Genomic DNA, 16,804 nt, shown 5'->3' with positions numbered 1-16,804 from the left:
TTTAAACCCCTTTCGAATTGGCCAATGTCTGCCGTGCGATCACGACCTTCTGCACGTCCGACGCGCCTTCATAGATCCTCAGCGCCCGGATCTCGCGGTAGAGACTTTCAACAATGTGTCCCTTGCGCACCCCGTCGCCGCCATGCAGCTGAACCGCCTTGTCGATCACGTCCTGCGCATGGTCGGTGGCATAGAGTTTCGCCATCGCCGCCTCGCGGCTGACCCGCGGCGCGCCCTGGTCCTTGAGCCAGGCTGCGCGATAGACCAGCAATGCAGCCGCATCGACGTCGAGCGCCATGTCGGCAATGTGGCCCTGCACCATCTGCAGATCGCTCATCGGCGCGCCGAACAACTGCCGCTCGCTGACGCGGCTCAAGCTTTCGTCAAGCGCGCGGCGGGCAAAGCCCAATGCCGCGGCAGCAACGGTCGAGCGAAACACATCAAGCACCGACATGGCGATGCGGAACCCGTCGCCCGGATTGCCGATCATCGCCGAGGCCGGGATGCGGCAGTCCTTGAAGGCCAGCCGCGCCAGCGGATGCGGTGCGACAACTTCCAGCCGTTCGGCTATTTCCAGGCCCGGCGTGTCTGCGGGCACGATGAACACCGACAATCCCTTGGCGCCGGGCGCCTCACCGGTGCGCGCGAAGACGCAGTAGACATCGGCAATGCCGCCATTCGAGATCCAGGTCTTCTCGCCATTGAGAACATAGTCATCGCCGTCGCGGACCGCGGTCATCGCCATGTTGGCGACATCGGAACCGGAGGCAGGCTCCGACAGCGCGAAGGCCGACAGGGCCTCGCCCGCACGGGTCCTAGTCAGCCACTCGGTTTTCTGCTCCGAAGTGCCAAACAGCGAAATGCAGCCGGTCCCGAGCCCCTGCATGGCAAAGGCAAAGTCGGCCAGCCCGTCATGCCGCGCCAGGGTTTCGCGCATGATGCACAGGCTGCGAACATCGATTTTCGACGCCTCGTTTGCCGGATCAACCGCCGAGAGCTTCAGCCAGCCCGCATCGCCCAGCGCCTTGACCAGCGCCTTGCAGGTCTCGTCGACATTGGAATGGTCGAGATCGGCCAGTTCTTTCGCGGCCCAGGCATCGACACGATCGGCCAGATCACGGTGGGTTTCATCGAAAAACGGCCACTGAAGGAAGCTGCGGTCAGACATCAGTTGCCCTCGAATACGGGTTTCTGTTTCGCGGCAAAGGCTTCATAGGCGCGGCGGAAGTCCTGGGTCTGCATGCAGATCGCCTGCGCCTGCGCCTCGGCCTCGATGGCCTGTTCGATGCCCATGTTCCATTCCTGCGCCAGCATGGTCTTGGTCATCATGTTGGCGAATGTCGGCCCGTCGGCAATCCGCTTGGCGAGCTTGCGCGCTTCCGCGTCAATCTCTTCGGCAGCAACAACGCGATTGTAAAAGCCCCAGCGTTCGCCTTCGTCGGCGCTCATCGAGCGTCCGGTGTAGAGCAGGTCAGCCGCCCGGCCCTGCCCGATGATGCGCGGCAGGATGGCGCAAGCGCCCATGTCGCAGCCCGCAAGGCCGACACGGTTGAACAGGAACGCGGTCTTGGCTTCCGGGGTGGCAATCCGCAGATCGCTGCACATGGCGATGATCGCGCCAGCTCCGGCGCAGACACCGTCAACCGCCGCAATCACCGGCTTGCCGCAACCGACAATCGCCTTGACCAGGTCGCCGGTCATCCGGGTGAATTCGAGCAAGCCCTTCATGTCCTTGTCGAGAAGCGGACCGATGATTTCGAAGACATCACCGCCCGAGCAGAAATTGCCGCCGTTGGAGCCGAAGATCACAACCTTGACGTCATCCCGGTAGACCAGTCCGCGAAACCAGTCACGCAACTCTGCATAGCTTTCAAATGTCAGCGGGTTCTTCTTCTCCGGCCGGTCCAGCGAGACCTCGGCGATGCCGTCGGTCAGTGTCAGTCGGAAATTGACGGGTGCGTCGGTCGACATGGTTCAGTCCTCTCCCTTGGTGCTCTTGCGGGCGATGCATTCGAGTTGGTCAGACAGGTGCTGCACTTCGTTGACATCGATGCCATCGAGCAGAGTGTCGATCCACGCCTCATGACTGGCCGCCATCGCCTCGAACTGTTCGCGGCCCGCATTGGTAAGCCGCACGGTTGTCGCACGGCGGTCATTGTCCACCGGTATCCGCACCAGGATTCCGTCATCCACCAGCCGGTCGACGATGCCGGTCACGTTGCCGTTGGAAACCCTGAGCACGCTCGACAGCTCACTCATCTTCAGGCCCTGCTCTGCCCGGTAAAGTGCCGCCATGACATCGAAACGCGGCAGCGTGGTGTCAAAACCGGTGCGGAAATTCTCGCGCAACTCGGCCTCGACATGCTTGGTCGCCTTGAGCAGCTTCAGCCAAAGCCGCAACCTCGCCTTTGAAGCCGCGGCATCATTCATGCTGGTACCGGCCATGCCCGGTTGTGCTGCCAGTTTGTCACTCATGTCTCACCCCCCGATAGCGAAATAGCCTGACCGGTCACGGAAACCGCCGCGTCACTGCAAAGCCACAACACCGTTTCGGCAATCTCCTCGGGCTGGATGAACCGGCCCTGCGGATTGACATCCCGCAGCGATGCTTCCGCTTCCTCGCGTGATCGTCCGGTTTTTTCGACGATGTTGTCAATCGAGCGATGCAACATAGGCGTGTCTGTGAACCCCGGACACACGGCGTTGACCGTCACTCCGGTCCGGGCAAGCTCCTGCGCCAGGCTGCGCACCAGGCCAACAACCCCGTGCTTGGCCGCGCAATAGGCGCTGACATAGCTGTAGCCCTTCAATCCGGCGGTTGACGCAATGGCGATCATGCGGCCGGGTTGCGTCCGGTTCATTTTCGCGAAAGCTGCCTGGAAGGTATTGAAAACGCCGGTCAAATTGACATCCAGCGTTGCCTGGAACAAAGCCGCATCGGTGCGGTGGAACGGCGCGCTTTCAGAATATCCGGCATTGGCAATGACAATGGTCGGCGCCCCGTTCTTCTCGACCGCTTCCGCAATTGCGCCGGCCATGGCCTCCGCGTCCGTGACATCGGCGGAAATCGCGACGATGCGGTCATCCTGTGCGCTCAACGCTTCCAGCGGCGCCAGCCGCCGGCCGATTGCGGTAACGCGGGCGCCCTTGCCCGCCAGCGCCAGTGCAATCGCCTCGCCGGCGCCCGATCCGGCGCCGGTAACGATCGCATGATGTCCCATCAGTTCCTGCATGCTCAGACCTTACCGAGCATCGTGTCGGCCCGTTCCGCCAGCCGCCACATCTGGTCGCGGCCCGGCTGGTAGGGATCAGGCCATTTCTCGTCATGGTCACCGAGCGAACTGGCCGCGTGCAATGTCCAGTAAGGATTGGCCAGATGCGGACGGGCAAGACAAACCAGATCGGCACGGCCGGCCATCAGGATCGAATTGACATGGTCCGGTTCGTAGATGTTGCCCACGGCCATGGTTGCCATATGCGCTTCGTTGCGGATCCGGTCGGCAAACGGTGTCTGGAACATGCGCCCGTAAACCGGCTTGGCAAGCTTCGAGGTCTGCCCCGCCGACACGTCGCAGATATCGACACCGGCCTCCTTGAGCATACGGGCGATCTCGACCGCCTCCTGCGGCGTCACACCATCGCCCTCGACCCAGTCATTGGCGGAGATACGCACCGAGATTGGCTTGTGCTGCGGCCAGGCCTCCCGCACCGCGTGATAGACTTCAAGCGGATACCGCATGCGGTTTTCAAGGCTGCCACCGTATTCATCGTCGCGCCGGTTGGTCAGCGGCGTGATGAAGGACGACAGCAGGTAGCCATGCGCCATGTGAAGTTCGATCATGTCGAACCCGGCGCGCTCGGCCATCTCGGCGGCAGCGACGAACTGGTCACGGACCTGGTCCATGTCCTCGCGCGTCATCGCCTTGGGTGTCTGGTTGGCAGACGACCAGGCCACGTCGGAGGCTGACATCAGCGGCCAGTTGCCCTCCTTGAGCGGCGCATCCATCGTCTCCCAGCCGAGCTGGGTCGATCCCTTGGCGCCGGAATGGCCGATCTGCATGCAGACCTTGGCTTCGCTTTCGGCATGAATGAAATCGGCGATGCGCTTCCAGGCGGCTTCGTGTTCAGCCGCATAGAGCCCCGGGCAGCCCGGCGTGATCCGGCCTTCCGGCGACACGCAGGTCATCTCGGTATAAACGAGACCGGCACCACCCTTGGCCCGTTCACCATAGTGAACCAGATGCCAGTCGGTCGGGCAGCCATCCACAGCCTTGTACTGCGCCATCGGCGAAACCACGACCCGGTTCTTCAGCTCCATGTCGCGCAGCTTGTAGGGCGCAAACATCGGCCGCCGCACGGGGGCCTGAGCAGACACCTTGGCCTGGGTCTGGAACCAGCGCTCTGCATCCTCCAGCCATTTCGCATCCCGCATCCGCAGGTTTTCATGGCTGATCCGCTGCGAACGGGTCAGAAGCGAATAGTTGAACTGCACCGGATCGAGGTGGAAATAACGCTCGATTTCCTCGAACCATTCCATCGAGTTGCGCGCCGCCGACTGCAGCCGCAGCACCTCAAGCCGCCGCTCGTCCTCGTATTTTTCGAACGCCTTCTGCATGGTCGGCTCCGAATGCAGGTAGTTGGCAAGCGCAATCGCACTCTCCAGCGCCAGCTTGCTGCCCGAACCGATGGAGAAATGTGCCGTTGCCGCGGCATCGCCCATCAACACGATATTCTCGTGGCTCCAGCGTGCACACAGCACCCGCGGGAACCGGATCCAGGCCGATCCGCGAATGTGGTTGGCATTGGTCATCAGGCTGTGACCGCCCAGATGCTTGGCAAAGATCTTCTCGCAGACCGCAATGGTTTCCTGCTGGCTCATTTCGCCGAAGCCGTAAGCCTGGAACGTCTCTTCGTTGCACTCGACGATGAAAGTCGCGGTGTCGTCATCGAACTGGTAGGCGTGCGCCCAGATCCAGCCCTTGTCGGTTTCCTCGAAGATGAAGGTAAAGGCGTCGTCGAATTTCTGGTGCGTGCCAAGCCAGACGAATTCGCATTTGCGCACGTCGATTTCCGGCTGGAACTTGTCGGCGAACTCGGTGCGCGTGTGCGAATTGAGCCCGTCAGAGGCGACAACCAGGTCAAATTCCTTGGCGTAATCGGCGGCACTTGCCACATTGGTTTCAAACCGGAGTTCGACGCCGAGTTCCCGCGCCCGCGCCTGCAGCAGCAGCAGCAACTGCTTGCGCCCGATGCCGCAAAATCCGTGGCCGGTGGACACGGTCTTGGTGTCCTTGAACAGAACCGCGATGTCGTCCCAATAGGCAAAATGCTCGCGGATCGAGGCCGCGCTGACCGCGTCGTTTTCCGCCAGATTGTCAAGCGTCTCGTCGGACAGCACCACGCCCCAGCCGAACGTGTCATCGGGCTTGTTGCGTTCAATGACGACGACTTCGTGCGAAGGATCGCGAAGCTTCATCGAGATCGCGAAATAGAGACCCGCAGGACCACCACCCAGACAAACGACTCTCATTTTGCGCACCTCCGAACTGATTTCGACTGTCTTCGATCCTACGCCCCGCACGATATATTTCAAGCATAAAATTTTTATGCCACAATAAATCTGCCGAACCGGATGTGTGTCGCGTCAGGAGGGAGTTTGAGCGCCAAAACAGTGGGAAAAGCACGAAATACACCCCGCCCTGCAGAACGCACGGCAAGGCTTTGCAGCACGCGTTGGCGCACTGGTACTCCCGGTCAGGAATGACGATTTACAGCGGAGAGTGTTGTCTCAGGCGCCGGTCAAGGCAGCAGTCAGCCGGTCAAGGCCGGCCTGCGAGGTCATGAAACCCGGCGAAAACCGCAGGATCGGCCCACGCGCATCGGCAAACACCGAAACAGCCCGCAGCTTCGACAGCAGGGCCTGCGCACTGTCTGCATCAGCCAAGCGGACCATGACGCTTCCGCCGCGCTGCGCCGGATCGCGTGGTGAAGCCAGCTCAAACCCGGCCTCGTCCGCAGCGGCAATGATCCGTTCGCTCAAGGCGCGGTTCTTCTCGAGCTGCGCCTTCCAGTCCTGCGCCGCATGCCATTCAAGCGCCGGCACCGAAGCCACACAGGCCATCACCGAAGGGGTGCCATTGTCAAATCGGCGAATGTCGGGAGCGTAGGAAAAGGCGTTGATGTCCCACGAGAAGATGTTGTCCTGGCTGAACCAGCCCCTGAGGCTCGGCTGGCACCGGGCAATCACGTCCGGCATCACCTGCAGAATGCCGCCACCCGGTGATCCGCACATCCATTTCAGGCTTGTCGAAATCGAAAAATCCGCAGCTACGGCCATGCAGTCATAATCGATCAGGCCCGCGGCCTGGGTGATATCAACCCCGATCAGCGAGCCTTGCTTGCGCCCGTGAGCCACCAGGGCCGACAGGTCACACTGGTGCGAGGACGTGGAACTGACCCAGGTCAGCAGCGCCAGGCCGACTTCAGGTCCCCAGGCCGCGATCACATCCTCGTCCTCGACCCAGTGCGCGCCCTCACGAAGCGGCACCGTGCGCAATTTGAAACCGTACCGCTCTTCGAGGCCGGTGAGCAGGAAATGCAGGCTCGGGAAGCAATCACCCGCCACCAGCACCACCCTGCCCTCAAGCTCTTCGCGCGGCAGCGCCATGATCAGCGCCGCCAGTGCGGACGTCACATTCTCGGTCGTCGTCAGCGACGCCGACGGCGCCTTGAGCAACTGGCTCCACAGATCGATAAACCGCTGCCGCTGTCCCAGCGCATAGCCCCATTGCTCGTCATTGGCCGCCCCCCAGCACTCGGCGAAGGCTGACAATGCCGCCGACATGTCCTGGGCCTTGTCCGGATATTGCCCGATCGAATGGTAGAGCATGTAACCGTCGCCTGCAGCGTGCCCGGCGGCTGTCTGGCTCGTCTGTGCTGTCATCTCAGTCTCCCTGGACCACGCCGTCCCGGCGTTCCCTAGCCCTTTATGATGTATCGCGTCCGCCCGGTCTACCAGCCTGCCTGTTGCGGGTCAGGCAGCGGAATGGCGTCCAGCAGCTCGCGTGTGTAAGCCGCCTGCGGCGCATCGAACACGCTGTCGGCATTGCCATATTCGACGATGTTGCCCCTTTGCAGCACCATGACCCTGTCGCACAGCCGCCGGATCACCGACAGGTCGTGACTGATGAAGGCAAGCGTCAGCCCCAGTTCCTTGACCAGTTCCGCCAGCACATTGAGCACCTGCGCCTGTGACGAGACATCCAGTCCGGAGACAATCTCATCGGCCAGGATGAATTCCGGCTTCAGCGCGATCGCCCGCGCAATTCCGACCCTCTGGCGCTGTCCGCCCGAAAGCTCGTGCGGATAACGGCTGCGAAATCCGCGCGGCAGACCGACATGATCGAGCGCCTCATCAATGCGGCCATCGATGCGGTCGAAACCATGCATCTGCATCGGGTCGGCAATGATCGCCCCCACCCGCCGCCGCGGGTTGAGCGACGACATCGGGTCCTGGAAGATCATTTGCATGCGCCGGCGGATCGGCCGCAGCGCGTCTTCGTTGAGATGGGTGATATCCTGACCATCAAACGCGATGGTGCCCGCCGTCGGCTCGATCAGCCTGAGCAGCGCGCGCCCGAGTGTCGATTTGCCCGACCCCGAGCCGCCAACGATGCCGAGCACCGACCCACGGCAGATATCAAGATCGATGCCGTTGAGAATGCGGATCATCGGTGCACGGCCAAACAGCGGCTTGGCTGCCATGTCCGGAAGCGCCACCTCAAGCGAGCGGGCCGAAAACAGGATGTCTTGCTGCCCAGCAGTTTCCGTCACGTCATCCCTATCTGTCATGACGCCACTCCTTGTCGGATGCCAGAACCTCGGCAGCCACCGCTTCAATCACCGCCTCGTCGACCGGCAGCAGCGAGGCATCGGGATCGGTGTATTTCGGCGTCGCCGCCAGCAGGGCGCGGGAATAGGCATGTTTCGGGCCGGCGAAGAACTCAGGAACACTCGAGTTCTCGACGATCTTGCCGCCATAAAGCACCGACAGGCGCTGGCAGACTTTCGAGACAACCCCGAGATCATGGGTGACGAACACCATCGCCGTGGCATGGCGTTGCTGCAACTCCCGGATCAGCCGCAGGATCTGTTTTTGCACGGTGACATCGAGCGCCGTGGTCGGCTCGTCGGCAATGACCAGCTTCGGGTTGGCGGCAAAGGCTGAAGCAATGAGCACACGCTGGCGCATGCCCCCCGACAATTCATGCGGATAGCTGCTCATCACCCGCTCCGGATTGTCGATATGAACCTCGTTGAGCAGTTCAAGCGCCCTCACCCGCGCACTTGCCTTGGTCCAGCCCAGGATGTCGACCAGCCGGTTGGTGATCTGCGGCTCGATCCGCCGCGACGGGTTGAGCGCGGTCAGCGGATCCTGCGGGATCAGCGCCGCCGTCGCACCAATCAGCCGGCGCCGGTCGGCGGGCTTCATCTTTTCAAGATCCTGCCCGTCAATCAGGATTTCGCCTTCAATGATATCGATCGCCGATGGCAGGATGCCCAGGATCGCCTTGCCGATCATGCTCTTGCCCGCACCGCTCTCGCCGACAAGGCCGAGCACTTCGCCGGTATCGATGGAAAACGACACCGAACGCAGCACCCGCTGGTCGTAGCCGTGCAGCACTGCAGACAGGTTGTTGACGGTCAGAAACGCGCTCATCGCAGCACCGGATCAAAGCGGTCCTTGAGACCTTCGCCAAACTGGCTGAAGGACAGGACGGTCAAAAACAGGACACCGAGCGGAAAGGCCAGCACCCACCAGGCCTGGTAGATCGACGTGCGGCCCTCGGCGATCATCCCGCCCCAGGTCGGCGCATCGGTCGAGATCGACAGGTTGACGAAGGACAGGATGGCCTCGACGATCACCGCGATGCCCATTTCCAGTGTCGACAGCGCCACGATGGTCGGCAGCACGTTGGGCAGGATTTCCCGCCACAGGATGTCCCGCCGCGGACGCCCTGCCACGATGGCGCTCGAGACATAGTCCATCGCCGACTGGTTCATCGCTTCTGCCCGAACCACGCGGCAAAACCGGGTCCAGTCGATCACCACGATGGCAATGATGATCGAGGTCAGCCCCGTGCCCATCACCGCGATCAGCAGGATCGCAAACAGCACCGGCGGAAACGCCATCCAGATATCGACCAGCCGCGAGATCACCACATCGACCCAGCCGCGCATATAGCCCGACAGCAGACCGAGCATGGAGCCGACAATCGCAGTGGCGGCACCAGCGATCAGCGCCACGGAGAAAGCGATCCGCGCACCGTGGATCAGGCGCGAGAGCACGTCCCGGCCCAGACTGTCGGTCCCCAGCAGATAGGCTGGATCAGAACCACTCGCCCAGAATGGCGGCAGCCGGCCGGCGAACAGGTCCTGCGCCAGCGGATCGTGCGGGCTGACCAGTGGCGCAAACAGCGCCAGCAGCGCCATGATGCCGAGCCATGTCCCCGACAGCCACAGCCGCGCGCCCAGGCGTCGTTTGATTGAACCGCGGCCATCAAGCATGACGCAACCTCGGGTTAAGCAGCGCATAGGTCATGTCGACAACCAGGTTGATGATGGTGAACAGGAGCGCAAAGACAATCACGATGCCCTGGATCAGCGGCAGATCGCGGTTGATCACCGCATCGATCGCCATATTGCCAAGCCCCTCATAGGAAAACAGCCGCTCGATGATCACCGTACCGCCGATCAGGAACGTGAACTGCACCCCGATCAGCGTCAGCGTCGGCAGCACCGCATTGGGCAGGGCTTCGGACAGGATCACGTGATTTTCGCTGTAGCCCTTGGTCCGCGACAGCGTGACGTAATCGAGATGCATGGTTTCCTTGAGCGACTGCTTGAGCAGCTGGCTGATAATCGCCGCCAGCGGAATGGCCAGCGCCAGGGCTGGCATGAACATGTGCTTGAGCAGATCCCACCACAGATCGAACCGCAGCCGTGCGACGCTTTCGAAGACATAGAACTGGGTGACGAACGGCAAATCCAGCGATGGCGAGATCCGCCCGGAGATATGAAACACCGGCATCAGCACACCGAACAGCACGATCAGGATCAGCGCCCAGAGAAAATCGGGGATGGAAAGCCCGACACCATTGGCAACATCGATCGCGGTTTCGGTGCGGGTCTCGCGATGCCGGACCCCGGTCAGCGCCATTACACCGCCGATTGCGACCGCGATGACGAGTGCAAAGATCGCCAGTTCAAGCGTCGCCGGCAAGCGGCCGAGCACCAGGGGCATCACCGGCTGGCGCAAAGAGATCGAGGTCCCGAAGTCCCCCTGGAAAACGCCGCTCAGCCAGATGCCGAATTGTTGGATGATGGTTTTGTCGAGACCGTAATGCGCCGTCAACCGCGCAACATCGTCTTCTGTTGCACCCGGCGGCAGCATCATGGCGATCGGGTTGCCGGGCACAACGCGGATGACGAAAAACACCACCACCGCCGCCCCGATCAAGGTGACCGACATGGTCGCAAGGCGAACAAGGATTGCGCGCAACAATTTCAAGATGGATATCCTGCAAATGGGGCCGCCGCCCGGAGGCAGCGGCCCGTGCATTCAGACGAGGCTTACGAAGCCCGCTTCATCAGATGCGGAAGCAGAGCGCCCGACGCATGCGGCGTGACGACAATGCCATCCGCATGCAGGATCGGCTGCACATACTGCAACAGCGGGATCACCAGCGCATTGTCGGCAATATACTTGTCGACCGCCTTCCAGCCTGCAATCCGCTTCTCTTCGTCAGCCTCGCCCCAGAGCGGGCCGATCATGTCGATGAGATCCTGGCCATCCCACACCGAGTGCGGAGTCGGGCCAAACATGGCAAAGCCTGTCGATGTCGTCGGGTCGCCGACCGAGTTGCCCCAGTTGTAGAACGCCGCCGGCGCGAGCTGGTCGGCTGCACGCAGTTCATAGTGCTTGGCAATCTCGTAGACTTCGATTTCGGCCTCGATGCCAACCTTGCGCCACAGCCCGACAATCGCCTGGATGATCTCGTAGTCCTTCGGCTTGAAGCCGCGGGTCGTCTGGATCTTGAACTTCACCGGATTTTCCGGCGAGAAGCCGGAAGCGGCCAGCAGTTCCTTGGCCTTTTCAGGGTCGTAGGGAACCTTGATCGAGGGATCGAAGCCGATGTATTCCGGCGTCTGCAGCGTATCGATGGCAACACCGTAGCCCGACAGCAGGCGGTCGATGATCAACTGCTTGTCGATCGACATGGCAGCCGCCATGCGAACGTTCGGATCCAGCATCGCATCGATGTCGTTGAGGAAGATCATGCCGATATCTGAAATCGGCGCGTCGGTGCCCACGACACCGTTGTTGCCCTTGAGGCGGTCATATTCCTCGTAAGGCATTTCCAGCGTGACATGCGCATTGCCCGATTCGATCTCGGCGACGCGGCTTGCAGCATCGGTGACGAACTTGATGGTGACGGTTTCGAAGTCCGGCTTGCCGCCCCAGTAGTTCGGGTTGGCCTTCAGCCGCACGAACGCGTTGCGCTCGAACTTGTCGACCATGTACGGCCCGGTGCCGATCGGCGCCGCCTCGAAGCCTTCCGCGCCGACCTTTTCATAATAGGCCTTGGGCAGCACGTAGCCGGTGAGGAAGTACATCCACTTGAAGATGGTCGGCTCGAAGCGCGCCACATCGGCGGTGACCACGTTGCCTTCGGCCTTGATGTTGGCCAGCGTCGACCAGATGAACTGGATCGGGTTGCCGGTCGTCTCGTCGGCGGCACGACGCAGCGACCAGGCCACATCCTCGGCGGTGAACGGCGAGCCGTCATGCCAGGTCACGCCTTCGCGCACCGTCATCGTCACCTTGGTCTTGTCGTCGTTCCAACCCCACTCGGTCAGCAGGCCGGGTGCGGGCGAAAGATCGGGCTTCTGCAGGATGAACTGGTCGAAAACCGACTGGTAGATCCCCTGGATGGTCGGGTTGACCGCCGACGGGCCGACTGTCGGATCCCAGGACGGCAGGTTGACGTTGTAGGCAATGACCAGTTCGTCAATGCCTTGGGCAAGCGAAGGTCCGGCAAAGGCGCTGATCGCCACTGCTGCGACGGTGCCCTTGAGCACCGTACGACGTGAAATCTGTTTCATGCTGTTCTCCCTGTTTTTTTTGGGTGTTCATTTCCCGCCCAGTTTCTGGGCGAGCATAAAGCCTGCACCCGCTCCGGTGCCTGCACCCGGCCAGACGCTGGCGCCGGTCAGATGCAAACCCTCGACGGGGGTTTTTCCCGTGGCGTGGCCGAGAGCCGGCCGGAACAGGAAATTCTGTGAAAGGTGATGGCTGCCCGCCACCTGGTCGCCGCCGACCAGGTTCGGATTGTCCGCCTCGAGATCGAGTGGAGACACCACGGCGCGGCTGATGATCTTCTGCCTGATGCCCGGTGCATGCCGCTCAATGATATCGAGCGCCCGCTCGGCATAGGTCTCCTTGACCCTGGACCAGTCTGTTTCCGTGATCTTGCTTGCCGCATCGCCACGGATTTCGCCGGGAACCATGCGCACCTGAACCCACAGCACATGCTTGCCTTCCGGCGCCCGGCTCGGATCAACCACCGTCGGCTGCCCAACCACCAGCACCGGCTCATCGGGCAGAAGTCCCGCAACCGCCTGCTGATAGGTCCGCGCCATCTGGTCAAGCGACGGCGCGATGTGCACATAGGCAAATGACTTGAGTTCTTCGCTGGCTTTCCAGTCCGGAAGCCCATCAAGCGCCAGATGGATCATCATGGTCCCGGGCGCATGAACGAAGCCCGCCATCTTGCGGTCAAACCCGGCATCGCCCGACTGCCCTTCGAGCAGGGACATCAAGCCGCCCGGAGCAACATTGGCGATCACCGCACGGCGCGCACTGACCCGGGTTCCGTCTTCAAGCACGATCCCGGTTGCCTTGCCGCCGTCGCGGATGACCCGCGTTACCCGGGTGCCGCAATGAACCTCTCCGCCGGACGCCTCGATCTTCGACACCAGCGCACGGGTAACGGTATCGGCCCCGCCCTTGCCGATGACCATTCCGAAATTCTGGTTGGCCATGGATTCAAGATAGGGAAACACCGCACCACCGGCCATGTCGGGCGCAAAGTCGAGATGCATGCCCCAGGCAGCCATCGTCGTGCGCACATGATCGGATTCAAAGGTCTCCGACAGCCATTTGCGCGGAGAGGAAAGCAGCATCCTAACCAGCTCGGCGGTCCAGCCAAAGCCCTTGCGGAACAGCGCCTTCGCCAGGAGTTTACCCTGTGTATGCATTTGCATGGGATTTCCGAGCAGTGCGAACACATATTCGGCAGTTCCCGGAAAGTCTGCACAAAGCTTGTCCCAGGCCTTGGCGTCAGCTTCCGAGAAAGCCGCGATCCGCGCCCGGGTTTCGCCCGCACCGGTGCTCACGCCCATCCATCTACCGTCGTCGAAAACGCTGGCAAAACAATGCGAAGCCGGCGCGAACTCCAGGCCACGACTGGCCAGATCCTCACCATAAGCCTTGAAAAACCCCGAGCCGGCAAAAAGGCTCAGATTCATTGCCGCCCAGTCATGGCGAAATCCCGGCGCGGTCAATTCCAGCGTCTTGACTGCGCCGCCGGGTACGTCCGCCTGCTCAAACACACCGACACGCCAGCCTTTCGCGCCCAGATGGACCGCGCAAGCCAGGCTGTTAACACCGGCGCCGACAATTATTGCATCATACCCATTTTGCACCGCAGCCACTCTCCGTTCGAGATTTATAATTGCAAATGCATATTATTTTGTCTAGCATCTATTTATCGCAGAACAGCGGCCTGCAACCCGGGCTGCACACCGAAACAAACAGGGACCACCCGAGGAGGATCACTCATGAACGCTGCAGAAACACTGGGCAATCTCGCCGCAATGCTGCTTGAGGGAAAAGTCGAGGTCGTCGACCTCTCGGGATCGCTGGGTCCGGATACGCCGCTGCTCAAGCTGCCGCCTGAACTGGCCAAGGATACGCCGAAGATCGAAGTCCACAAGATCTCCGAATATGACAATGACGGTCCGTTCTGGGCCTGGAACTGGCTCAAGATCGGCGAGCATTCCGGCACCCATTTCGATGCGCCGCACCACTGGATCACCGGCAAGGATTATTCCGACGGTTATACAGACTCCATTCCGCCGCAGAATTTCGTCGCCCCCGTCAACGTGATCGACTGCTCTGCAGAAGTCGCCAAGAATCCCGACTTCCTGCTCGATGCAGCCGGCGTCAAGGCATGGGAAGCCAAGCACGGCGAGATCAAGCCGGGCGAATGGGTGGTCATGCGCACCGATTGGGACGCCCGTGCAAACGACGAAGACGCCTATCTCAATGCCGACGAAACCGGCCCGCATTCGCCCGGACCGACCGTTGACTGCATTCAATACGTTCTCTCCAAGGGCGCCATCGGCTGGGGCACACAGTGCATTGGTACCGATGCAGGCCAGGCAGGCGGCATGGAACCGCCCTTCCCGGCGCACAATTTGCTGCATGCGGCCAACAAGTACGGCCTCGCCTCGCTCGCCAACCTGAACAAGCTGCCACCCAAGGGCGCAGTTCTGATCGCCGCGCCGCTGAAGCTGGTCAAGGGCACAGGCAGCCCGATCCGCGCCATGGCGCTGGTTGCACGCAGCTAAGGCGTATCCACGCCGGAGACCAGGACAATGGCAGATTTTGACCACATCATCGTGGGCAGCGGCATCAACGCGCTGGTTGCCGCGACCATGCTTTCCTCGAAAGGGAAACGCGTGCTGGTTCTCGAACGCAGCGACCGTTTCGGCGGTTGCCTGCGCACCGAGGAGATCACCTTGCCGGGGTTCCATCACGACGTGATGGCGGCAACCTTCGTGCTCTTCCTTACCTCCCCCGCCCATGCCGCGCTCGGACCCGATCTGGCGCGGCATGGACTGGAATTCTGCCATACCCCGCATCCCACGGCGGTCCTGCTGCCCGACGGCTCGTCCCTGGTCCTGACCACCGACCGGGCTGCCAACATCGAAAAATTCAACGGTATCGCTGCAGGCGATGGAGACCGCCACGCCGCCGACGTCGGCGCCATCGAGGCTGACGCCCCCTTCCTCTTCGCGCTGCTTGGCGGCGAATTGTGGAGCTGGCCGACGGCAAAACTGCTGATCGGGCAAGCATGGAAGCGCGGGCTTCGCGGCCTCGCCGCCTGGATGGGAGAGGCCTTGCGCCCGACCCGGGCCTGGCTTGAGGCCAATTACACCTCCGGTCTTGTTCAGGCGCTCTGGGCACCATGGGCCCTGCATACCGGCCTGACCACGGAGTCCGCCTATGGCGGCCAGATGGGCAAGGTCATCGCCTTTGCGCTGGAGGCCGCCGGCGCTCCGGTGGTCAAGGGCGGCGCCAGCCAGGCAACCGCAGCGTTCAAGCGGCTGATCGAGGAAAAAGGCGGCGAACTGCGCGCCAATGCCGATGTCGACAAGATCCTCGTGCGCAACGGCAAGGCGACCGGCGTCAGGCTTGCTGACGGAACCGAGCTTTCCGCCGCCCATGTCATCTGCTCCGTCGCCCCCGGCCAGCTCTACAACCGGCTGCTGCGCGACGACACCAGACAGCTTCCCGACAGCGTGAGTTCAAGCCTCGGCCAGTTCCGCCATGGCCGCGGCAACTTCCAGCTCCATTATGCCATTGATGGCCCGATCCGCTGGAAAACCGAAGGGCTGGAAGACGTGGCTCTCATCCACTTGGCCGAGGGCATCGATTCGGTTTCAAAATCCTCCAACGAGGCCGAACGCGGCATGCTGCCGGTCACGCCAACCATCTGCGTTGGCCAGCCGCACCGGCTTGATCCGGCACGCTGCCCGGACGGCAAGTCGATCCTCTGGCTGCAGATCCCCGATGCACCCCGCACCGTCAAGGGCGATGCGGCCGGCGAAATCGAGACCGGTGGTGTCTGGAGCGAAGCCACGCGCGAAGCCTTTGCGGATCGCATCGAAACCATTCTCGCCTCCCATATCGAGGGCTTTGGCGAGAGCGTTCTGGCCCGCAAGGCCTACTCGCCTGTCGATCTGGAAACCATGAACATCAACCTGGTCGGCGGCGACCCCTATGGCGGTTCCTGTGCGCTGGACCAGTTCTTCATCTGGCGGCCTTTCCCGCAGTCGAAGAACAATGCCACCGCCATTGAAAACCTGCATCACATTGGCGCCTCCACGCATCCCGGCCCCGGGCTCGGCGGCGGTTCGGGCTTCCTGTTGGCGAAGAGGTTGGGCGGATGAACGAGGCCAAGACACCCGAGACCGAAAAATCCGAGCCGTTTCAGCGTCTCGGCGAGATCGGCCTGTCCAATTTCGCACCCTACCTGATGAACCGCATCATGGGCCGCTACAATGCAGACCTGCGGCAGGAGATGACCGGCCTGGGACTGACCACGCCGAAGATGCGCGCGCTTGCGGTCCTCTCGGTCATCGACGACCTGCCGATCAGCGATCTTGCGGTTTATGCCGTGGTCGAGCAGTCGACACTGAGCCGCGCCCTCGAACAGCTTGCATCGGATGGGCTGGTCCGCCGCGCGTCCGACTCCAATGACAGCCGGGTAACCCGCATCAACATCACCGAGACAGGCCGCGCAGCACTCGATCAGCTCTGGCCATCGATGGCGCGGGTCTATGCGCAGATGTTCAAGGGGATCCCTGCCGAAGAGCGTCAGGCCTTCGTCAGCACCCTGCAGAAAATGCTCAAGAACATCCGCAAGCACGATTTCTAATGACGGGAAAGACACAG

15 protein-coding genes are annotated in these 16,804 nt (G+C 61.9%); 3 read left to right on the top strand and 12 right to left on the bottom strand.

Annotated elements, in window-relative coordinates:
• Position 1: 1 nt before the first annotated feature.
• The 12 genes from WNY80_RS02155 to WNY80_RS02100 form a co-directional block, all read right to left on the bottom strand.
• A complete protein-coding gene (locus WNY80_RS02155) occupies positions 2 to 1,168 on the bottom strand; it encodes an acyl-CoA dehydrogenase family protein (RefSeq protein ID WP_342885694.1) in 1,167 nt (388 codons plus the stop codon).
• Positions 1,168 to 1,971 (bottom strand): enoyl-CoA hydratase family protein, encoded by an 804-nt coding sequence (locus WNY80_RS02150; RefSeq protein WP_342885693.1) that lies wholly within the window; start codon positions 1,969 to 1,971, stop codon positions 1,168 to 1,170. The genes WNY80_RS02155 and WNY80_RS02150 overlap by 1 nt, the downstream gene beginning before the upstream one ends.
• Positions 1,972 to 1,974: 3 nt before the next feature.
• Complete coding sequence (locus WNY80_RS02145; RefSeq protein ID WP_342885692.1) at positions 1,975 to 2,475, bottom strand: MarR family transcriptional regulator; 501 nt, start codon at positions 2,473 to 2,475, stop codon at positions 1,975 to 1,977.
• Positions 2,472 to 3,233, bottom strand: a complete 762-nt coding sequence (locus WNY80_RS02140; RefSeq protein WP_342885691.1) for an SDR family NAD(P)-dependent oxidoreductase — start codon at positions 3,231 to 3,233, stop codon at positions 2,472 to 2,474. The genes WNY80_RS02145 and WNY80_RS02140 overlap by 4 nt, the downstream gene beginning before the upstream one ends.
• Positions 3,234 to 3,235: 2 nt before the next feature.
• Complete coding sequence (locus WNY80_RS02135; RefSeq protein WP_342885690.1) at positions 3,236 to 5,530, bottom strand: bifunctional salicylyl-CoA 5-hydroxylase/oxidoreductase; 2,295 nt, start codon at positions 5,528 to 5,530, stop codon at positions 3,236 to 3,238.
• Positions 5,531 to 5,788: 258 nt separating this feature from the next.
• Positions 5,789 to 6,943, bottom strand: coding sequence for an aminotransferase class V-fold PLP-dependent enzyme (locus WNY80_RS02130; protein ID WP_342885689.1), 1,155 nt, complete (start codon positions 6,941 to 6,943; stop codon positions 5,789 to 5,791).
• A gap of 68 nt (positions 6,944 to 7,011) precedes the next feature.
• The gene (locus WNY80_RS02125) at positions 7,012 to 7,851 is read right to left on the bottom strand and encodes an ATP-binding cassette domain-containing protein (protein ID WP_342885688.1); all 840 of its coding nucleotides are present in this window, start codon (positions 7,849 to 7,851) and stop codon (positions 7,012 to 7,014) included.
• The gene (locus WNY80_RS02120; protein ID WP_342885687.1) at positions 7,841 to 8,719 is read right to left on the bottom strand and encodes an ABC transporter ATP-binding protein; all 879 of its coding nucleotides are present in this window, start codon (positions 8,717 to 8,719) and stop codon (positions 7,841 to 7,843) included. The genes WNY80_RS02125 and WNY80_RS02120 overlap by 11 nt, the downstream gene beginning before the upstream one ends.
• Complete coding sequence (locus tag WNY80_RS02115; protein WP_342885686.1) at positions 8,716 to 9,567, bottom strand: ABC transporter permease; 852 nt, start codon at positions 9,565 to 9,567, stop codon at positions 8,716 to 8,718. Before WNY80_RS02115 ends, WNY80_RS02120 begins: the two co-directional genes overlap by 4 nt.
• Positions 9,560 to 10,531, bottom strand: coding sequence for an ABC transporter permease (locus WNY80_RS02110; RefSeq protein ID WP_342886289.1), 972 nt, complete (start codon positions 10,529 to 10,531; stop codon positions 9,560 to 9,562). The genes WNY80_RS02115 and WNY80_RS02110 overlap by 8 nt, the downstream gene beginning before the upstream one ends.
• Positions 10,532 to 10,632: 101 nt before the next feature.
• Positions 10,633 to 12,165, bottom strand: coding sequence for an ABC transporter substrate-binding protein (locus WNY80_RS02105; RefSeq protein ID WP_342885685.1), 1,533 nt, complete (start codon positions 12,163 to 12,165; stop codon positions 10,633 to 10,635).
• A 27-nt stretch (positions 12,166 to 12,192) separates the two neighbouring features.
• Positions 12,193 to 13,767: an NAD(P)/FAD-dependent oxidoreductase gene (locus tag WNY80_RS02100; RefSeq protein ID WP_342885684.1), complete on the bottom strand. Its 1,575-nt coding sequence runs from the start codon at positions 13,765 to 13,767 to the stop codon at positions 12,193 to 12,195.
• Positions 13,768 to 13,902: 135 nt separating this feature from the next.
• Here WNY80_RS02100 and WNY80_RS02095 point away from each other — a divergent pair, with 135 nt between their 5' ends.
• The 3 genes from WNY80_RS02095 to WNY80_RS02085 are packed head-to-tail and all read left to right on the top strand — an operon-like array spanning position 13,903 to position 16,787.
• Positions 13,903 to 14,694: a cyclase family protein gene (locus WNY80_RS02095; protein ID WP_342885683.1), complete on the top strand. Its 792-nt coding sequence runs from the start codon at positions 13,903 to 13,905 to the stop codon at positions 14,692 to 14,694.
• A gap of 27 nt (positions 14,695 to 14,721) precedes the next feature.
• On the top strand, positions 14,722 to 16,299 hold the full coding sequence (locus WNY80_RS02090; RefSeq protein ID WP_342885682.1) for an NAD(P)/FAD-dependent oxidoreductase: 1,578 nt from the start codon (positions 14,722 to 14,724) through the stop codon (positions 16,297 to 16,299).
• Entirely contained in the window at positions 16,296 to 16,787 is a 492-nt protein-coding gene (locus WNY80_RS02085; RefSeq protein WP_342885681.1) for a MarR family transcriptional regulator, read from the top strand. Before WNY80_RS02090 ends, WNY80_RS02085 begins: the two co-directional genes overlap by 4 nt.
• Positions 16,788 to 16,804: the final 17 nt, after the last annotated feature.

This window comes from Hoeflea sp. AS16 (assembly GCF_038900095.1).
Lineage (GTDB): Bacteria > Pseudomonadota > Alphaproteobacteria > Rhizobiales > Rhizobiaceae > Hoeflea.
The sequence above is the reverse complement of the archived record's forward strand: the minus strand, read 5'-3'. Positions and strand labels throughout refer to the sequence as shown.